Annotated in this window: 19 protein-coding genes; 9 read left to right on the top strand and 10 right to left on the bottom strand. The window is 37.1% G+C overall.

Annotation, left to right across the window (positions count from 1 at the left end; translation table 11 throughout):
• On the top strand, positions 1 to 620 hold a 620-nt coding region (locus AC1DUW_RS02125; protein ID WP_477641921.1), incomplete at its 5' end, for a bile acid:sodium symporter family protein.
• 48 nt (positions 621 to 668) lie between these two features.
• Here AC1DUW_RS02125 and AC1DUW_RS02120 read toward each other — a convergent pair.
• From AC1DUW_RS02120 to AC1DUW_RS02110, 3 genes are read right to left on the bottom strand one after another with little or no spacing between them, the layout of a single operon-like run.
• Positions 669 to 1463, bottom strand: a complete 795-nt coding sequence (locus AC1DUW_RS02120; RefSeq protein WP_477641920.1) for a DUF4097 family beta strand repeat-containing protein — start codon at positions 1461 to 1463, stop codon at positions 669 to 671.
• Positions 1456 to 2010: a DUF1700 domain-containing protein gene (locus AC1DUW_RS02115; protein ID WP_201254222.1), complete on the bottom strand. Its 555-nt coding sequence runs from the start codon at positions 2008 to 2010 to the stop codon at positions 1456 to 1458. The genes AC1DUW_RS02120 and AC1DUW_RS02115 overlap by 8 nt, the downstream gene beginning before the upstream one ends.
• Positions 2007 to 2327 carry a PadR family transcriptional regulator gene (locus AC1DUW_RS02110; protein ID WP_053344452.1) on the bottom strand — a complete coding sequence of 107 codons (321 nt, stop codon included), beginning with the start codon at positions 2325 to 2327 and terminating at the stop codon, positions 2007 to 2009. The genes AC1DUW_RS02115 and AC1DUW_RS02110 overlap by 4 nt, the downstream gene beginning before the upstream one ends.
• A 323-nt stretch (positions 2328 to 2650) precedes the next feature.
• Between AC1DUW_RS02110 and AC1DUW_RS02105 the strand changes: the two genes are divergently transcribed.
• A complete protein-coding gene (locus tag AC1DUW_RS02105; protein WP_477641919.1) occupies positions 2651 to 3712 on the top strand; it encodes a DUF2157 domain-containing protein in 1062 nt (353 codons plus the stop codon).
• Entirely contained in the window at positions 3702 to 4241 is a 540-nt protein-coding gene (locus AC1DUW_RS02100; RefSeq protein WP_053344450.1) for a GDYXXLXY domain-containing protein, read from the top strand. Before AC1DUW_RS02105 ends, AC1DUW_RS02100 begins: the two co-directional genes overlap by 11 nt.
• Before the next feature lie 101 nt (positions 4242 to 4342).
• On the opposite strand, the gene AC1DUW_RS02095 is transcribed toward AC1DUW_RS02100, so the two are convergent.
• The 4 genes from AC1DUW_RS02095 to AC1DUW_RS02080 all read right to left on the bottom strand — a co-directional run bounded on the left by AC1DUW_RS02095 (position 4343) and on the right by AC1DUW_RS02080 (position 7610).
• Positions 4343 to 4822, bottom strand: a complete 480-nt coding sequence (locus AC1DUW_RS02095) for a C40 family peptidase (protein WP_053344449.1) — start codon at positions 4820 to 4822, stop codon at positions 4343 to 4345.
• A 213-nt stretch (positions 4823 to 5035) separates the two neighbouring features.
• On the bottom strand, positions 5036 to 5308 hold the full coding sequence (locus AC1DUW_RS02090; RefSeq protein ID WP_053344448.1) for a phage holin: 273 nt from the start codon (positions 5306 to 5308) through the stop codon (positions 5036 to 5038).
• 522 nt (positions 5309 to 5830) lie between these two features.
• On the bottom strand, positions 5831 to 6820 hold the full coding sequence (locus AC1DUW_RS02085; protein ID WP_477641918.1) for a zinc-dependent alcohol dehydrogenase family protein: 990 nt from the start codon (positions 6818 to 6820) through the stop codon (positions 5831 to 5833).
• Between the two features lie 175 nt (positions 6821 to 6995).
• Entirely contained in the window at positions 6996 to 7610 is a 615-nt protein-coding gene (locus AC1DUW_RS02080) for an undecaprenyl-diphosphatase (protein ID WP_053344446.1), read from the bottom strand.
• A gap of 447 nt (positions 7611 to 8057) precedes the next feature.
• On the opposite strand from AC1DUW_RS02080, the gene AC1DUW_RS02075 reads away from it, so the two are divergent.
• Both AC1DUW_RS02075 and AC1DUW_RS02070 read left to right on the top strand, forming a co-directional pair.
• Positions 8058 to 8567: a DoxX family protein gene (locus AC1DUW_RS02075; protein ID WP_477641917.1), complete on the top strand. Its 510-nt coding sequence runs from the start codon at positions 8058 to 8060 to the stop codon at positions 8565 to 8567.
• Positions 8568 to 9021: 454 nt separating this feature from the next.
• Entirely contained in the window at positions 9022 to 9264 is a 243-nt protein-coding gene (locus AC1DUW_RS02070) for a hypothetical protein (RefSeq protein ID WP_053344445.1), read from the top strand.
• A gap of 65 nt (positions 9265 to 9329) precedes the next feature.
• Here AC1DUW_RS02070 and AC1DUW_RS02065 read toward each other — a convergent pair whose 3' ends face one another.
• Together AC1DUW_RS02065 and AC1DUW_RS02060 are read right to left on the bottom strand one after the other, a co-directional pair.
• On the bottom strand, positions 9330 to 10517 hold the full coding sequence (locus AC1DUW_RS02065; protein WP_053344444.1) for an LL-diaminopimelate aminotransferase: 1188 nt from the start codon (positions 10515 to 10517) through the stop codon (positions 9330 to 9332).
• Positions 10518 to 10590: 73 nt separating this feature from the next.
• Complete coding sequence (locus tag AC1DUW_RS02060) at positions 10591 to 11487, bottom strand: TIGR01777 family oxidoreductase (RefSeq protein ID WP_402879455.1); 897 nt, start codon at positions 11485 to 11487, stop codon at positions 10591 to 10593.
• A 421-nt stretch (positions 11488 to 11908) separates the two neighbouring features.
• Here AC1DUW_RS02060 and AC1DUW_RS02055 point away from each other — a divergent pair, with 421 nt between their 5' ends.
• The 4 genes from AC1DUW_RS02055 (at position 11909) to AC1DUW_RS02040 (ending at position 16252) form a co-directional block, all read left to right on the top strand.
• Entirely contained in the window at positions 11909 to 13465 is a 1557-nt protein-coding gene (locus AC1DUW_RS02055) for a PHP domain-containing protein (protein ID WP_236694849.1), read from the top strand.
• Positions 13466 to 13972: 507 nt separating this feature from the next.
• Positions 13973 to 14797, top strand: a complete 825-nt coding sequence (locus tag AC1DUW_RS02050) for an amino acid ABC transporter substrate-binding protein (RefSeq protein ID WP_053344440.1) — start codon at positions 13973 to 13975, stop codon at positions 14795 to 14797.
• The gene (locus tag AC1DUW_RS02045) at positions 14781 to 15485 is read left to right on the top strand and encodes an amino acid ABC transporter permease (RefSeq protein WP_053344439.1); all 705 of its coding nucleotides are present in this window, start codon (positions 14781 to 14783) and stop codon (positions 15483 to 15485) included. The genes AC1DUW_RS02050 and AC1DUW_RS02045 overlap by 17 nt, the downstream gene beginning before the upstream one ends.
• A gap of 29 nt (positions 15486 to 15514) precedes the next feature.
• The gene (locus tag AC1DUW_RS02040; RefSeq protein ID WP_053344438.1) at positions 15515 to 16252 is read left to right on the top strand and encodes an amino acid ABC transporter ATP-binding protein; all 738 of its coding nucleotides are present in this window, start codon (positions 15515 to 15517) and stop codon (positions 16250 to 16252) included.
• Between the two features lie 173 nt (positions 16253 to 16425).
• Here the strand turns inward: AC1DUW_RS02040 and AC1DUW_RS02035 are convergent, their stop codons facing one another.
• Positions 16426 to 17595, bottom strand: coding sequence for an MFS transporter (locus tag AC1DUW_RS02035; RefSeq protein WP_053344437.1), 1170 nt, complete (start codon positions 17593 to 17595; stop codon positions 16426 to 16428).
• Positions 17596 to 17793 lie beyond the last annotated feature (198 nt).

The raw sequence follows: 17793 nt of genomic DNA, 5'->3' as shown, positions 1-17793 counted from the left end.
CCATTTACAAAGGGAACACCCTGCTCACTTTGACGATTGTCTTAATCGATACGCTCTTGTCACCGATTATTGTACCGTATAGCGTTGCTTTCTTCAGCGGAACATCGGTTGAAATGGATACCATGGCAATCATGAAAGGGTTAATCGGCATGGTTGTCATTCCTTCACTGATTGGGATGGTGCTGAATCAGATTACCAAGGGAAAAATAAAACCGATGCTTGGACCTCGCTTAGCTCCCTTTTCTAAAATGGCACTTGGTATATGTGTGACCTTAAACAGCGCAAAAGTTGCTCCATATTTAAGTCATATCGATGCAAAATTAATCAAAATGGCTATTATGGTCTTCTTTATTGCCTTTTCTGGTTATCTATTATCCTGGATGGTCGGAAAATTCCTGAAGTGGGAAAAAGAAGAGATTATTACCGTCACCTATACAGGAGGTATGAGAAATATCGCTGCAGGAGCTGCTCTTGCCGTTGCTTATTTCCCTGCCGCCGTTGCTGTTCCTGTCATTCTCGGTACTCTTTTCCAACAAATACTCGCTTCCGTTTATGGTTCATTCTTAAACAGGTATTATCATAAGCCTAAGCCGATTCAAGAAGATAAAATGGCTGCTTAAATAAAAAAGCCGATTCCAAATGGAATCGGCTTTTTTCTCGCTTTGTTGCTATTTTGTTATCTCAATTTTCCCATTATTTGTTTCTAATTTAACCAAATTTTCACCTTTACCAATAACAACATTTCCCTCATATTTATTGAGAATATCGATTTTCCCATTATCAACGTGAACATCAAAGGTTGTATTGGTCGGCTCCTTATCTGTTGTAATCATAATTTTGCCATTGTCACTTTCCAATTGAATATTCCGATCCAAGTCTTTTGTTACAAGGGAAATTTTTCCGTTATTCGAGGACCCTATCAGATTTCCCTCTACATTATTAAGATCTACTTTTCCATTAGCAGATTTCACTTCAACTTTTTCAGATATTATATCTTTTAATTCAACTCGACCATTTTGTGATTCCACGTTCAGACTCTTAATGTCCAATTCAGCCATTTGTACTTTTCCATTATCACTTTTAACGACAAACGACTTATAAGATTTCTCAGGCACATACACTTTTAAATGTAATGATTGAATTTGAAAACCAATGCTAAAGGAGCGTCGATCTTTTAATGTAACCTTAAGTTTCTTTCCTTCCACATCTGCAGAAAAATTCAGCTTAGAAACATCCACACCTTTTGATACTAACTCTATACTAGTATCTGTAGCTGTCGTTGGGATGATTTCAACAGCTGCATTGTCAGAGATGACCTCTACGTCCGTTACCTCATCTGAAATCGATTTTTCCTCTGTATTCGTTTCCTTATTCGTCACTTGAGAAAATGTAAACAAACTCCCTACTACACCGATTAATAACAGAACAAGTGCAATAATCGATAATTTTTTGATATTAATCATGTTTCAAACCACCTTTCACAAGGGAAACGTTAAATTTCAAATAACGAATAAACCCTTTAGTTAAAGCACTTGTAGCGACAAACATCCCCATGGCAATGAAAATTCCAATTCCGCAAAGACCCAATGCGAAGAACAAATCAAATAATTGAAAGTTGCCTATAATTAGATTAATAAGTACGCCAAACGGGGCAAGAATGAAGCCTATCGCTGATGCCCATCCTGCAATAACAACCCCTACCAGCGCAATAAAAGGTCCTAATACAATTACTAAATTAAAAAAACCTAAACCAATAACTGCCCAAACGGCTCGCATGACATTTCCAGCAGAAGTCGTTTGCTCGACTTGATCAAGACGGTAAGATGCCGTTAGTTCCTTGGAAATTTGATTCGGATTTCCAAGGGATGCTGAAATTTCCTGCTCCGTTTTTCCCTTTTCCATCCCAACCGCGAAATACTCTTCGTAATCTTGTAAAATATCCTGCCGTTCCTCTTGCGAAAGCCTTACTAATGAGGCATTCAATTGTTTCAAAAATTGTTCTTTATTCATTTGCCCGCACCTTCCTTGATTAATTGATTGACTCCATTAGAAAACTCGTTCCATTCTGTCAGCAATTCGTGAAGGTATTCTCGGCCTTTCTCGGTTAACTTATAATACTTACGCGGCGGCCCTTCTGTTGATTCTTGCAAATATGTCGTAAAATACTCTTCCTTGGTTAATCTTCGTAACAGTGGATAAACCGAACCTTCCGATATCTCGATTTGATCTGAAATCTTCTGAACAAGTTCATAGCCGTAACGGTCTTGCTTATCCAACAACACAAGGACACACAGTTCCAAGACACCTTTTTTAAATTGTACATTCAATGCACCATCACTCCTTTCTTGAATGTTTTGGTACTATTCATTAAACAGTACCAAACAACGAATAATACATCTTATGTAAATAAATTACCACATGCTACTGTTTATTGCAAGGTACTGTAAAAATATTTTAACGCTCACCCTCTTCCTTGTTCTTATCTTATTTAAATTATGCTTTGAGCAGACTGCTGCTTAACCAATCAGGAATGCAATTTATTGTTATTCTGTTAAGTGTTATCAAAAGAGGGTAAGAGAAAATTAAACATATATTAATAGCAAACGGAGAATAAGTTATATAATAGAAATATATGGAAGGAGGAACTACTTTGGCAAAAAAAGAAATAACGAAAAAGCAGTTTGATTTTCTTGAACACGAACTTAAGTATCTTGAAACAGGAGGAGTTATCTCTGAGCAAGAAAAAGAAAAGATGCTAGGTTCCTATGATGTGAAGGATAATTTAAGTTTCATTACTATTTTATTATCCATCGGGGCGCTTCTTTTAGGTCTTGGGGTATTAACCTTCGTCGCCAGTAACTGGATATATTTAAATAAGGGAGTTAAATTCCTAATAATAATTGCGTGTCTAATTGGAGTAAACTTCGCTGGTGTTAAGTGGCAGAAACGCTTTCCCAAAACAGCCCGGAGTTTACATTATGTTGGAATTTTGATATTCGGAGCAGGCATATTTCTAGTTGAGCAGATTTTTAACATCAGCATCAATTTCAACAGTTCCTTTTTATTATGGGCCATTGGAACAGTATTCATTGGTTACTATTTAAAAGACGTCTTCATCCTTCTTTTTACTTCCTTTCTGCTTTTCATTTATATTAACGGAAGTATATTCCTTGATGAAACGTCTTACCCACTTGCCATTCTTGTATTTATACCTTTTTTATATATTCTATTAAAAAAATTCGATTATCCTAAGGCCTTGGGCTTTTTTATTAACGCATTAGCCATCAATACAATCGCCTTATTTCTAATGGAATTTGTACCGAAGTTAGATGTTAAACAGTCGAATACGATCGTCCTTTCCATTCTGTTTGTATTGGGAATCATATTGGCGTATCTTCCATTTCCATCTAAATTACAAAGCACCACCCACATACAAGGGCATATCTTACATGGAATCACCGCACTCTTCCTTACCTTTGAATTTTCGATATGGTTCCCTATAGCTTATTTTATTTTCCTTCTTTACCTCATTCTAAAGGGCAGTTTAACCAGCATTGTGATAATATGTGCACTGATTTTCAGATACTATATTGATTCCTTTGACTTCCTGCCAAAATCGCTTACATTCATAATCGGCGGCATCATGCTTATTGGTTTTGGCTTCTTCTTTGAAAACCAACGGAAAAAAGGAGGCGATTTCAATGAAGAATAATCTATTCTTCCGACCGCTCATCGTATTTTCCATTCCAATCTTGATTCTTTTAGTCTTGGCGATTCCTCCCGTCTGGACTACCATGACCGGAGAGGAAATCAAAATCAAAACCGCTCCAGTCGACCCGACGGACCTGTTCCGGGGTAGCTATGTGGCTCTGAATTACGAAATAGAGACCGTTAAGCCTTCACAACTTGATGACTCTGTTATTTCTGAGTTTAAAACAAGAAATATGGGTGATTATAAAAAGGTATATGTAATACTAAAACAAAGCAATGATGGTCTATATAAAGTCGATTTAGTAACGAAAGAAAAACCCAGCAAAGGTGTTTATCTAAAAGGAGAATTAGAAATTCCTTATGACTTAAAAAGAGCTACAACTGTTCAGATTAGATACGGCCTAGACAATTATTATGCATCCGAAGAAAAGGCTAAGGAAATGGAAACAGACGCTTTGGCTAAACCTTCAGTTGCTATAGTAAAGGTTAGAAATGGTAATGTTGTATTAACAGATATTATCATTGAGTAAGTGTTTTTCAACTATCCGAGACTAGCAAAAAGAGCATCAGATTTTCGATGCTCTTTTTTGCTAGTCATATTATAAAGTATCCGTTATGAATATCAGAGCTTTTACTTAATGACCCGTTTAGCCCCAATATATCGATCTTTCCAATACTTGTCGCTCATTTTAACTACCTTTACACCTTTTGTTGTGGTTCCCACAAAAGTACCTTTTCCATTATAGATGCCCACAAATGAGACTTTTCCTTTCGTGCCAGTTGCATAGAACACTAAGTCGCCTGTTTTTAAGTCTGTTTGCTTCACGGCTTTACCGGTTTTATACTGTTCTGCACTTGTTCTCGGAATTTTCATTTCTGTCGCTGCATTTTTATATACATACTGAGTAAGCCCGCTTGCATCGAATCCTTTTGGTGTCGTTCCTCCATATTTATATGGGCTCCCGACCTGCTTCTCCGCTAAGGCGGCAACTTCATCGCCATAGTTGATTGATGCTGATGCATTAGCTGGACCGAAAATAAATGCTGCAACCAATGCTACAAGTGAAACAATTGCTACAAGCCATTTTGAAACTGGTAAACTAAGACTCATTCTTTTTCCTCCCCAATCTGTAAATGAAACACAATTTTAAATATATGATGAAGTTTTGATTTGATTCCTAAAATCCTTTTTTATTTCTACCATCTTCGTTTATTCACCATAAATTCTCTATATAAAAAACAAAAAAACCACATGTTCCGTTACATAAAATAAACGGTGACATCTGGTTTCTTCTATATTTTTAGTAGAAAAAGGTTCGTCCAATTACTTAGGTTCCTCATATTTTCGAGCCTCATCACTGTCGCTTAAACCTTTAGTAGTATGATCAACCACACCGCCGACCCCAAAGAATGTAAGCGCAATAAAGTTAATAATCCCCATCGCCCCATTCAGCGCATCATCGGTAATGGTAAAACCAATCGGGTGGATAAAGTTATTAATGAACGCTGCAACCATTTGCGTTAATATTAAAAGCCCAGGGAGAAGAACTGTAAAAATAAACGTCGGATTTTTAAAACGCACTTTCCAGTTGATCATTGCTATGCCCCTTATTTATATTAAGTCCACTTCAATTCATAAATAGTACGGACTTGCTATATTTTATGTAGCTTGTCCTTCTAGCGTTCGGGAATTCTATGAAATTAATATATCGCTATATGCTAGAAAGTATATCCAAAAGAAAAGAGCATGTTTTGAAAAAGACTGGCCAAAAACATGCTCTTAACAAATTCAATTTAATGTTACTTTTATAAAAAAGTTTGATTTTCCACACTTCTTTATGAACGTACGCCCCCGTTAGTTAACAAGAACTGGAATTCACTTGTCACTTTTTCTGTTTCTTTGACGTTCAGTATATAAAGAAGACCCAAGAACAATCATCACAATTGCAACAATGATAAATAACCAAATTAGGTCTATATCCGTGATATACTCGACTGACTTAAAATAAAAATTACGAATGAGAAAAGCAAAAGTAAAACTTCTTTGTTTCATTTTTTCAAACAACAATCTCATTATAAAAAACGCCTGACTTTTTAGTCGAAGAAGAAAAATTAGTAGCTAACTGGATAAAAAAATCTTCCCTCTATTACTCATAGGGGATTCTGTTACACGAATAGCTTCCTGTACCTCCTGTAAGTCATAGTGAGAGTCTGGCACCATAAACCTCAACCTTTTATCGTTTATAAAATTTATCAAAAGGTTAAAAGTTTCTTGCCAAGTTTGTACTGATACCTGTTGATTCCAATGCCGAAGATGAAACATTTTAACATTCACTTTTGTCCTATTTGAAATTTCCGCCCAATTTACAGGCTTTCCTGATAAAAGCCCAATAGTTAATAACATTCCATTTGGTTGAACACAAAAAGCTAACTCTGAACCATCTGTTCCACCCACAGAATCAATAGCAGCTTTTGCTCCACGCCCATTCGTTAATTCCATCACGGTATTATGTAATGATCTATCCGAAGTATTGATTACATAAGAAGCTCCAAGTTTAAGTAGTTCTTCCGTATATTTATTGTTTCTTGTTACAGCAATCAATTGAAAACCGAGAATCTTGGATAACTGAGTAAAGATACGACCAATAGAAGATCCGCAAGCATTCACGATTAATACATCATCCGGTTTCAATGCTAATACTTCTGTACAGGTAAGCCAAGCTGTTATCGGATTTATATATAATTGTGCTGCAATATAATCCTCAATGGAACGAGGTATAGGAACTGCCAACTCCGCAGATGTTCTAACATATTCTTGCCAAGTTCCTTCACCACGCAGAGGCAGAACACGCTTACCTATTAGTTCTTGAGAAACTGAAGGACCCACCTCTTCTACAATACCTACCCCTTCATAGCCAGGAATGGAAGGTAAAGGGATTCGATGAGCATATACCCCACGAATTGGTAGCAAGTCAGATGGGTTAATAGGGCGAACTTTCATACGCACAAAGATTTCTCCATTAGCAGGTCGTTGAATGTTTTTACTTTCAACTTTCAATACGTTTTGCGGGCTTCCGAATTCATAGAATTTAATACATTTTGCTTCCACAACAATAAGTCTCCTTTACTTTAAAATCTCATCTATATTTATAATATCACCTTTCACTAACCTGTCCTGTTCGTGATATTAGAAAAAGAGCTGCCGAAGCAACTCTCTTATTGAAGTAAAGCACCTGTTAGTTGAAACTTATTCATAAATTTTAAATTTTTAATGTTATTATTTCTTAAAAATCCTTTGATTTTTTCCCCTTCGATTTAGTTAAAGGAGATATAACCAATTGTTCGCATTTCTCATAAATCCCTAATAATTTCAGAGTCAAGCGTAACTTAGGAACAATAAGGTAAACAATTGAGCCTGAAATGATGCTTATAATAGCTCCTGCTAGAACATCTGCTGGATAGTGGACACCGACCCAAATACGAGAAAAACCAACAAGGAAAGCCGGTATGATCCATAAAAACCACCATCCTCTTTTGAACATCCAAAAGGATACACAAAATGAGAAAAACAATATTGTATGGTCGCTTGGAAAAGAATTATCAACTGCTTTTTCAATTAATTTATTAACATTTGTCAACTCAGCAAATGGTTGATTATTGGAATAAAATTCTCCTGCTATCTTCCCGATTATTTCAGCAAAAACAAAAGTAATGGTTGCACAAAAAACCATCATTCTACTCTTTTTATTTTGAGTAAACCAAATTACAATAACACCAAAAGCTAAGAAAAATACCATATACTCAGCAATGAAAATCATAGCAGGGTTTAAGTATGTGTATTGTTTCCCTAAGTCATTAATCATTCTAAATAAATTAATATTCAGTTCTAAAAAACTCATTTCATACCACCTTTTTTTCCTCTTTTTCTTAAATCTTAAAAGAGGGAGAGATAAATCGCCATCGATTAACCTAACAGTTTAAGGTTCACACCTTACAATTTTGTCATATTTTTGTAAGGTGGTTTAATATTCACATAGCGTTATTTTTCGGGATTGAGTGGTTAAATAACAATAATATTAGCTAGCTTCGAAATTGGGATCGTCTGATGGTAATTTCAATAGAGAACTCCAATAAATTGCTGTTTACTGAGACTAACTTCAACAATTGGATCAATACCATTTTTGAATAATAAGTGTCTTACTGAATCCTCAGATTTACTTCCGATTGTAGAAGGAGGTTCATTATATATTCTTAATACATTTTTAATATAATTGATAATGAAAATCATTTTCGGTGATGTTATTATATTCCTTAGTACTTATTATTTTGAAATACTGGAGGAAAACATGATGATTGATGCTCTAAGACAAAACAAAAACATTTCTATACTCTTAGCTGTATTACGTGCATATATCGGATATACGTGGATTATGGCTGGTTGGGGGAAGATAGCAAGTGGACAGTTTGATGCTTCTGGCTTTTTACAGGGTGCTTTAGCTAACTCAACCGGAGAACACCCGGCTGTTCAAGAATGGTGGGTGGTATTTCTAAAAAATATAGCGATTCCTAATATAGAGGTATTTAACCTCTTAGTACCTTGGGGAGAACTATTTGTAGGTGTAGGTTTATTAATCGGTTGTTTTACAAAAACAGCAGTGTTTTTTGGAATAGCGATGAACTTTTCTTATATGTTTAGTGGTACTACAAGTACAAACCCACAACTTGTTTTATTGTCAATGTTTATCCTAGTTTCTGCTATGAATGCAGGAAGATATGGGGTAGATGGTTTGATTACTCCACCTCTTAAAGAAAAACTATTTGCTAAAAAAACAAGAGCGATACAAAATGCTGCTTAGTTTTTTAATACGTAGATTCGAAAGATCGCCAGTATAGGCGGTCTTTTTTGCATTCTTCTTGTTGAACTCCCTCAGTTAATTAAGTATTTCTTACGAATGCTCGCTTATTCGCAGGATTTCATCCCACTAGATAGAGTAAGAATGAGTGAATAAAATATCATAAGGAAAGGGAATTGGTAAGAAGCTTTTACAGAAGCTAATCCAAGAATTACAAGGGTTATCGCAAGTTATTGCCGATGTTGAAATAGGAAACCAAGTCGGAGAAATTTACTATAAAGGTAAAGGATTTAAACGTTTTGAAGAGTTTGATGAGGACTTTATAGACACAAGCTAAGAACCAAACGAATGGCTTTAGAAATCTAATGAAAATGCATCGTTTCGCATTTTCCAGAAAAGTGTAAAATTAAACGAAACTTTTGTACGCTATACTCGTAATTAAATGAGGAGGTGTAAAATGAAAAAGTATCTAATTTTCACTATTAGTTTCTTACTGTTATTTACCTTATTGCAAATTTCATCTGGACTATTTCTAACTGCTACATATACCCCTGATTTTTCAGAGTCATTGGGCATGAGTAATACACTTTCACAAGAAGTGATTTTTGTTCAAAGTTCACAAATACCTACATTAATAATTGCTGTTTTATCTGCTATATCAGCCTATTTCATTTTGAATAAAGTCGCAAAAAAGAATTGAATGAGAAGGACCTGCAAAAAAAGAGTGCGGCTTACCTCTGCACTCTTTCCGTTTACTTTTCATATTCAATCCTGAATCACTTTTTGATATTCTTCCAGAAACAATTGAATCTTTTCTGCAGCTTCTGTCAATCTCTCAGCCGGTTGGACCAAGGCCATTCGAACATACCCTTCGCCTTGTTCTCCAAAAGCATCCCCAGGGACGACCGTAACCCCCGCTTTTTCAATCAATTCATAAGCAAAATCGCGTGACTTCCAACCAGCAGGAATTTGAGCCCAAATAAACATGGTAGCTGAGGATTTAGGTACATGCCATCCTCCTTTTGCAAGACCTGTTATCAAGGCATCCCGACGGGCCTCGTATTCCTTAACCTGATCGGACAGCAGCGAAAGGTTGGATGTAAGCGCCATTTCTGCAGCTTTTTGAATCGGATAAAAAACTCCATAATCGATGTGTGATTTCAATGTACCTAAGATATGTAACGCATCATGATTGCCGACCACATATCCAATACGACAGCCTGCCATATTGAACGTTTTCGATAGCGAATTAAATTCAATCCCAACCTCCTTAGCACCCGGAATAGACATAAAGCTAATCTGAGGATGATCATCAAAAATTAACTCAGAGTAAGCAAAATCGTGAACAACCAGAATCTCATTCTTTTTAGCAAACGAAATAACCTCTGAAAAAAAAGCTTCATCAGCAAGTGCAGTGACTGGATTTCCAGGGTAACTGATGATCATCATTTTCGTTTTGTTCAATATTTCCACTGGGATTTGATTGAGCTGTGGCAGAAATTTATTCTCGGCAGTAAGCGGCATCGGATAAATGTTACCTCCCGCGAGTTTTACACTTGCTTCGTAAATTGGATATCCCGGATCTGGTACTAACACATAATCGCCCGGATTAATCATCGCTGTTGCCAAGTGTGCAAGCCCATCTTGTGAGCCCATCAGTTGAAGGACCTCTTTATCTGAATCAAGCTCTACCCCGTAACGCTGCCGATAAAAATAGCAAACAGCCTCATGGAATTCAGTTGTACCTTTCAGCGTATAACCGTATGAGTTTGTATCCTGTGCATATTTTACCAGCGTATCCACTACAAATGCAGGCGGTGGCAAATCAGGACTACCAACGCTCAAATCGATAACATCTATCCCGCGCTTCATCGCATCCTGCTTACGAGTCGCCAACTCCGAAAAAATTCCTGTTGTGAATCTTCCGACTTTTTCAGATGGAGTAATATTCATAATACGGATTCCCCTTCATCAATAATCTTTTTATCTATTATTATAGCAAATCACTCTCTAGTGTTTTATACCCTTATTTAGAACTCTTGAGTATTTGTTGAAGGGCTGCATCGAGTTTATCAAATTTAAACTCGTAACCCTCCCTTACCATTCTTTCAGGAATAACCCAGCGACTCTTTAAAATCAATTCAGTTTCGGTTCTCATAAAGAAAGCTCCCATTTCAAGCATGGGTCTTGGGCATGGCAATCCTATCTTTCTATTCATGGCTTTTCTCAAGTGAGCCATTAACTCGCGATTTGTAACTGGGTGAGGCGAAGAACAATTGAATACTCCGCACAACTCCTCGTTCTTTCTAAGAAAAAGGACAATGTTAAATAAATCATCTATATGTATCCAACTGAACTTTTGATTTCCCGATCCTTGATGACCGCCTAGACCAAATTTGACTAAATTTTTATAAGGAGTCATAACCCCTCCATCATCGCCCAACACAATCGCAATTCTTAAAGCAATTTGTCTTGTCTCAGGTAATTGAAATTCAAAAAAAGAACGCTCCCACTCTTTGGCCACATGAACCGAGAAACCTGAGCCGATGATACCGTCATCTTCTGTCATTGGATTATCTTCAGCATGCCTATAAATAGTCGCCGTACTTGAATTTATCCATAATGAAGGAGGATTTTCACATTGTTTAATCGCATTTCCGAGTATTTTAGTAGTTTCAGTTCGTGAATGTAAGATTTCTTCCTTATTCTTAGCATTGTAGCGACAGTTAACTGTTTTTCCTGCCAAGTTGATTAACATATCAGAATTCTCAATCGATTCTCTTATTCCTTCGTTATTGCTCCAACTTATATGTGGAGATTGTCTTGAGATTATTCTTACCTCATATCCTAAACTCATGAAATGATTTTCAAAGTATTTACCGACAAAACCAGTCCCGCCAGCCAAAACTACTTTCTTCTTCATATAACCAACTCGCTTTCTTTCAAGAGTTAATAGCAAATACTTTAACTAGATATTTCTATTTTTGTGAATTTATTCACAAAAATTATATCATCCAATTACATTAAATGGTAGGAGTATACTCTTTTAAATTTAACGTGATGGATAAAAGAATGATGTTAAATAAAAAGGCTGTCGAAGGTTTCTCGACAATCCGAGGCTCTGCTAAAGAGTTTTTCCCTTATTTCGTCAATAAACATATGGTTTTTTCTATAGGTTCTCAAATGAAAGATTATTCCAGAAATTTCCCCTTTTCATTTACAAAAACCATACTCTCCCCAAATAGCTACTTAATACTTTTACAATAAAATTGGCTTGTTCAATATTATTTCAATATTTCGGAGGTATCAGAAAGATGTTAAATAAGTTCAAATCATTCACGGGATTGGCTCTCAGCTTAGCCATCTTTTCTCAAAGTCTGCCGGTCGCTGCAAAAGATGCAGAAGAAAACAACCAGACAAATTCTGGAGGCAGATGGATGAAAGGGGAATATCATGCCCATACTACTCAGTCCGACGATGCAGAGGGGTCTCAGACCCTTGAAAACGTGCTCAACAACTCATTTGACAAGTATGGTATGGATTGGATGGGGATTTCCGACCATTTGAGAATGTCTTCACGGGATGATGAAGGACAATTGGTTCCAGGCGGTCCGATTCCGCTGTCTCAGGGAATCATTCAATATCAAGCTCCGAAAATGAAACAACTGCAGAAAAAGGGCAAATATAAAAATAAAATTATCTTTTCGGGGTTCGAATGGGACATGCCTACATACGAGCATGTCGGCATAGGAATTTTGGGAGATCAGGCAGGATCATCGAAAAGTTTAAAAGCTGGCAATCAATTCGAGTATTTGTTTACCAACCAGGATGAAAAGATGTTCAATTCAACGGATGTAGCCATCTGGAAAGCACAGGATCAAAGAGCCAATAAGACACCCCAGGATGCTCGAACAGCCTTGGCATGGCTTGAGAAGAATTATAAGAATACAAGTTATGCCATCCTGAATCACCCTTCGAGAAAAAAGGTGTACACCATATCTGATTTCCGCGACTTCAACAATATCGCACCGGATGTCTTGTTCGGATTTGAAGGCATGCCCGGAAACCAGATGGAGCCTGACAGAGGCGGCTTAAACCTGACAACGCCTGAAAACAGAACTTACGGTGGTTCCGATTACATGCTTGCTAAGGTAGGCGGTGCATGGGATGCGCTTCTTGGAGAAGGACGTCAGTTCTGGAACTTTTCCAATTCGGACTCCCATTTCGAAATCAGTGAAAACCGCCTTTACTCAAGCGGATACTGGCCTGGCGAATATTCCAAAAATTACACTTGGGTGAACGGTTCCACAATGCAATCCGTCTTGGACGGCATGCGGTCGGGGAAATCATTCTCTGTTTTTGGTGACTTGATTAACGCACTTGATTTCCAAGCTAAAGGCGGCAGCAGCAAGGTAGATATGGGTGGGGACCTTAAAGTGAAGGAAGGACAAATGGTCAAAATTACAATCCGATTTAAGAGCCCTAAAAAGAACAACAACGGCGATTCGGTTAAAGTGGATCACGTGGATTTAATTTCCGGTGATGTAACTGGGAAAGCTGTGCCTGGAACACCTGCTTACAGTAAAGACACCAATGATACGACAAAAGTAGTTAAACGCTTTACAAGCAAAGACTGGAAAACTGATGGCGACGGTTACCATATTATCACTTACAAAGTCAAAGCGAGTAAGGACCAATATTTCCGTTTGAGAGGTACGAATCTAGGAGAAAATGTCTCTGGAGAAACGAGCAACGGTGAGCCGCTGATCGATTCAAAGACTGATATTGAGGATAACGAATCACGTTTTGCCGAGATCAACAACCGTAACTATAAAGACCTTTGGTTCTATTCGAACCCTATCTTCGTAAGCGTAGAGGAAAGAACACATGACAATCACTAGCCAATAATAAAGATGCTGCAATAGTTTCGGGCGGTTCAAATCCAGAAATAACACTCCCATCCCCTGCTTAGTTCTAAAGGTGGATGGGAGTCTTTATGTTCTGGAAAGTTTTAAATCCATCGTTTCTAATCTCCTTAGTCTCCTCCAGACAAAAAACCTTGAAACTCACGTGCGAGTTCGGTATCAGAACAGATGCCATATAAGTAGAAAGGATAGGTGGGCCCCTCCAATTATCTTGAGAATAATTAGGACAAACGTTCTCAAGGATAAAAAGAAAATCTATGTAGGCATCATTTTTACGAAATGGTTGATATTAGAAATGAAAAGTTGTAGAAAAGAACAAGCTCTTCGTTATGAGTACTAATTCACTTCAATCCCTTAAAATCTGTATAATTCGCAAAGAAACATTAACACTAATGATATAAGTTGTTTCTATTGACTTTTTGCCCTTTCTAATTTAGTATCACAGAGTATCAATCCCTATCAGATTACTAGGAGGTTTATCAAATGAAAAAATCGATTGCTCTTTTATCGCTATTGTTAGCTTTCACAATTGTACTTACTGCTTGTGGTTCAAATACAAAAAATGAGGCAAATAATACCGACAATAAATCTTCTTCACAAGAAAGTCTATATGATAAAGTCAAAAAAGATGGCGTGTTAACAGTTGGAACAGAAGGTACATACCCTCCTTTCACATTCCACGATGATTCAGACAAACTAACTGGGTTTGATGTTGAAATTTCTAAGGAAGTAGCAAAGCGGCTTGGTGTGAAAGCAGAGTTTAAAGAAACACAATGGGACGGTATGTTTGCAGGATTAGATGCCAAACGTTTTGATATGATCGCAAACCAAGTTGGAATTGATGAAGACCGTCAAAAGAAATACGATTTCTCTGACCCATATATTCAATCAGGAGCAGTATTACTTGTTCACAAAGACAATTCAGATATTAAATCATTCGATGACTTAAAAGGGAAGAAATCTGCACAATCTTTAACAAGTAACTACAATGATATAGCTAAATCCCATGGTGCTGAAGTTACTGGTATTGAAGGATTTTCTCAAGCTGTACAGCTTATTGGTTCTAAACGTGTAGATGCAACGATAAATGATAAATTATCTTACCTTGATTATAAAAAACAACACCCCGATGCACCTATCAAAGTGGCTGATGAGGAAGAAAACGGTGTAGCTAGTGGGTTAATGTTTAGAAAAGACAGCGGCAAGTTAGTGGAAGAAGTAAATAAAGCACTAAAAGATATGAATGACGATGGTACGTACGCAAAAATCTCCGAAAAATGGTTTGGTGAAGATGTTTCTCCTAAGTAATATTTTCTCTGACCCAGAGCGTATGAACCAACTTGTTTCTATCGCTCAGACCTCCCTCTATCCTATGGTAGAGGGAGCTATTAAATATACAATTCCACTAACATTAATAACATTTGTTCTTGGCCTTATTCTCGCTGTACTAACAGCATTAGCTCGATTATCTTCTATAAAAATTTTACAAATAATTGCGCGTGTATATGTGTCAATCATCCGCGGGACACCATTACTTGTGCAATTATTTATTATTTTCTACGGGCTGCCAAACTTAGGTATAACGCTTAATCCTTTCATATCGGCTATTATAGGATTTTCTCTAAGCGTCGGAGCTTATGCATCAGAAATTATACGGGCTGCTATTCTATCAATACCAAAAGGACAATGGGAAGCAGGTTATTCAATTGGTATGACATATACCCAAGCATTAAAGCGAATTGTTTTACCGCAAGCAGCTCGAGTATCCATTCCCCCATTATCAAACACTTTTATTAGCCTTTTAAAGGATACATCGCTTGCATCACTAATTCTTGTAGCAGAGATGTTCCGTAAAGCTCAAGAAATTGCTGCAAAAAACTATGAATTTCTATTACTCTACATTGAAGCAGGCGCTATATATTGGATTATGTGTACGGTTTTATCAATTATTCAAGGACGTATCGAAGACAAACTTAATCGGTATGTAGCAAAATAAGAGCTGAAGTATTAAAAGGAGATTTTAAAATGATTAACATTAAGAATCTTCATAAATCATTTGGTGACCTTGAAGTGTTAAAGGGCATTGATTTGGAAGTAGAACAAGGAAAAGTCATTGTATTAATCGGCCCTTCTGGTTCAGGTAAAACAACGTTTCTTCGTTGCTTAAATCTCCTTGAGGTGCCTACAGACGGGACGATTGAAATTGATCAGAAATTAATGGAGTTTAAAAAAACGGTTAGTAAAAGATCCATTACTTCTTTTCGCAGTTTGACAGGAATGGTATTTCAAAACTATAACCTCTTCCCACACAAAACAGCAGTAGAAAACGTCATGGAAGGTCCCATTATAGTAAAGAACATTCCAAAACAAAAAGCGAAAGAAACAGCCAAGGCATTGCTTACAAAAGTGGGTTTAGGTGATAAAGTTGATTTTTATCCTTTCCAGTTGTCTGGCGGCCAGCAACAGCGCGTGGGAATTGCAAGGGCACTGGCCATGGAGCCAAAAGTAATGCTGTTTGACGAGCCAACCTCTGCTCTTGATCCTGAACTAGTTGGTGACGTCTTACAAGTAATGAAAGACCTAGCGAAAGAAGAAAGAATGACAATGGTTGTCGTGACACATGAAATGCGTTTCGCTCGTGATGTAGCAGACGAAGTTATCTTTATGGATGAAGGAAAAATTATGGAACGCGGAACACCCGAACAAATTTTCACAAACCCTAAAGAAGAGCGTACACGCCGTTTTTTGAATATGATTCAATAAAAAGGCGCTTATATTAAGTAGAATAGAAAAACCCTATTTGCAAAATAGGGTTTTTTTGCTCATTTAAATTAAATGTATAATCTCAATTTCGACTGTACGAACTTATTGAAAAAACCTGTAGATTTGCCCGACTTTGGACGTTATCTACAGGCTAGTTTAGGGTTGCACATACATCAAACAAGTGCTTTAACTTGTTTCGTCTGTGCATGATAAATCTGATAAAGAACCAATGCAAAAACTGAAAGCATAGCTCCTGAAATAAATGGCAAATCTATCGAAATGGAAAATAACCATCCACCTATTGGAGGCCCAGCAATTCTACCGAATGAGTCAAATGAAGAAAGTAAGCCAGTAACACTGCCATGTCCAGTTGTAGAATTTTTGGTCAACAGTGCCGAAATGGCCGGCCGGATGAAACCATTCCCTAATCCGAAAATAGTTAAGAAAACTGCAGATGTCCAGAAATTATTAGAGAACAGTATTAGAATAAATCCAATGGCCGATACGATAATCCCGATTCGGATGACCGCTCCTTCCCCATATTTCTTGGTCATCCTTCCCACTAATCCACCTTGAACAATCGCACTGCCAAATCCCATGATCATAAAGATATAGCCTAATTGTACAAGGCTTATATTAGCCTTTTGAGCTGCGAAATAGGCGAAAGTCGTTTCGAGTCCAGCCATCGAAAGTGTGATAATCAATTGTAGAATAAACATAATACTCAGAGGTCCATTAAAGGCTTTCCACATTGATTCTTTATTTTTCGAATGCTGAGATCTTTTTTCTACTGTAAGTGATTCTTTCAGTATTATAAACACTAAAATTAGAGTAATTAAAGATGAAATTCCAGCAATATAAAAAGGTAAATTCAAACTTGATTTTGAGAAGATACCTCCAATTGCCGGACCAAAGATGAAGCCAAGTCCTGTAGCAGCACCAATGATCCCCATCCCTTTCCCCCGGTCCTCTGGCGTCGTAATATCAGCTACATACGCCATTGCAGTTGGCATGTTAGCAGAGGATAAAACCCCACCAACAATTCTAGCTACGAATAAAACCCATAAAGAATCTGCTGTCGCCATGATGAAAAAAGAAAGCGCTAATCCTGCGATTCCAATCATCATAACAGGCTTACGACCTATTCGGTCTGAGATACGTCCCCACATTGGGGCAAATAATAATTGCATTAACGAATAGACAGCCATTAAAAGACCAAGCTCTGTCGGACTGCCACCCACCTTTTCAGCTAGGAACGGCATTACGGGAATAATAATCCCAAAGCCGACCATCACTAAAAACATGACTAAAAAAAGAACAGGCAACACCTTTTTTGTTTCCATTATTTTTTTCTCCTTTTATTCTTTCACATTTGCCGCATACTTTTTCTAATGATCTTTGATAAAAAATGATTTTGGTCTAGAAAGAATATTATCGAAGACCTAGACTTAATTGCATAGTAAAACATAATAGCTATATCATTATCTACCTACCAATACTTTAAACAGTTTATCATACAACCTTTACCAAATCAGTATTTA

This window comes from Peribacillus sp. P4_C12 (assembly GCF_056402095.1).
This window is presented reverse-complemented; position numbering and strand designations above follow the sequence as displayed.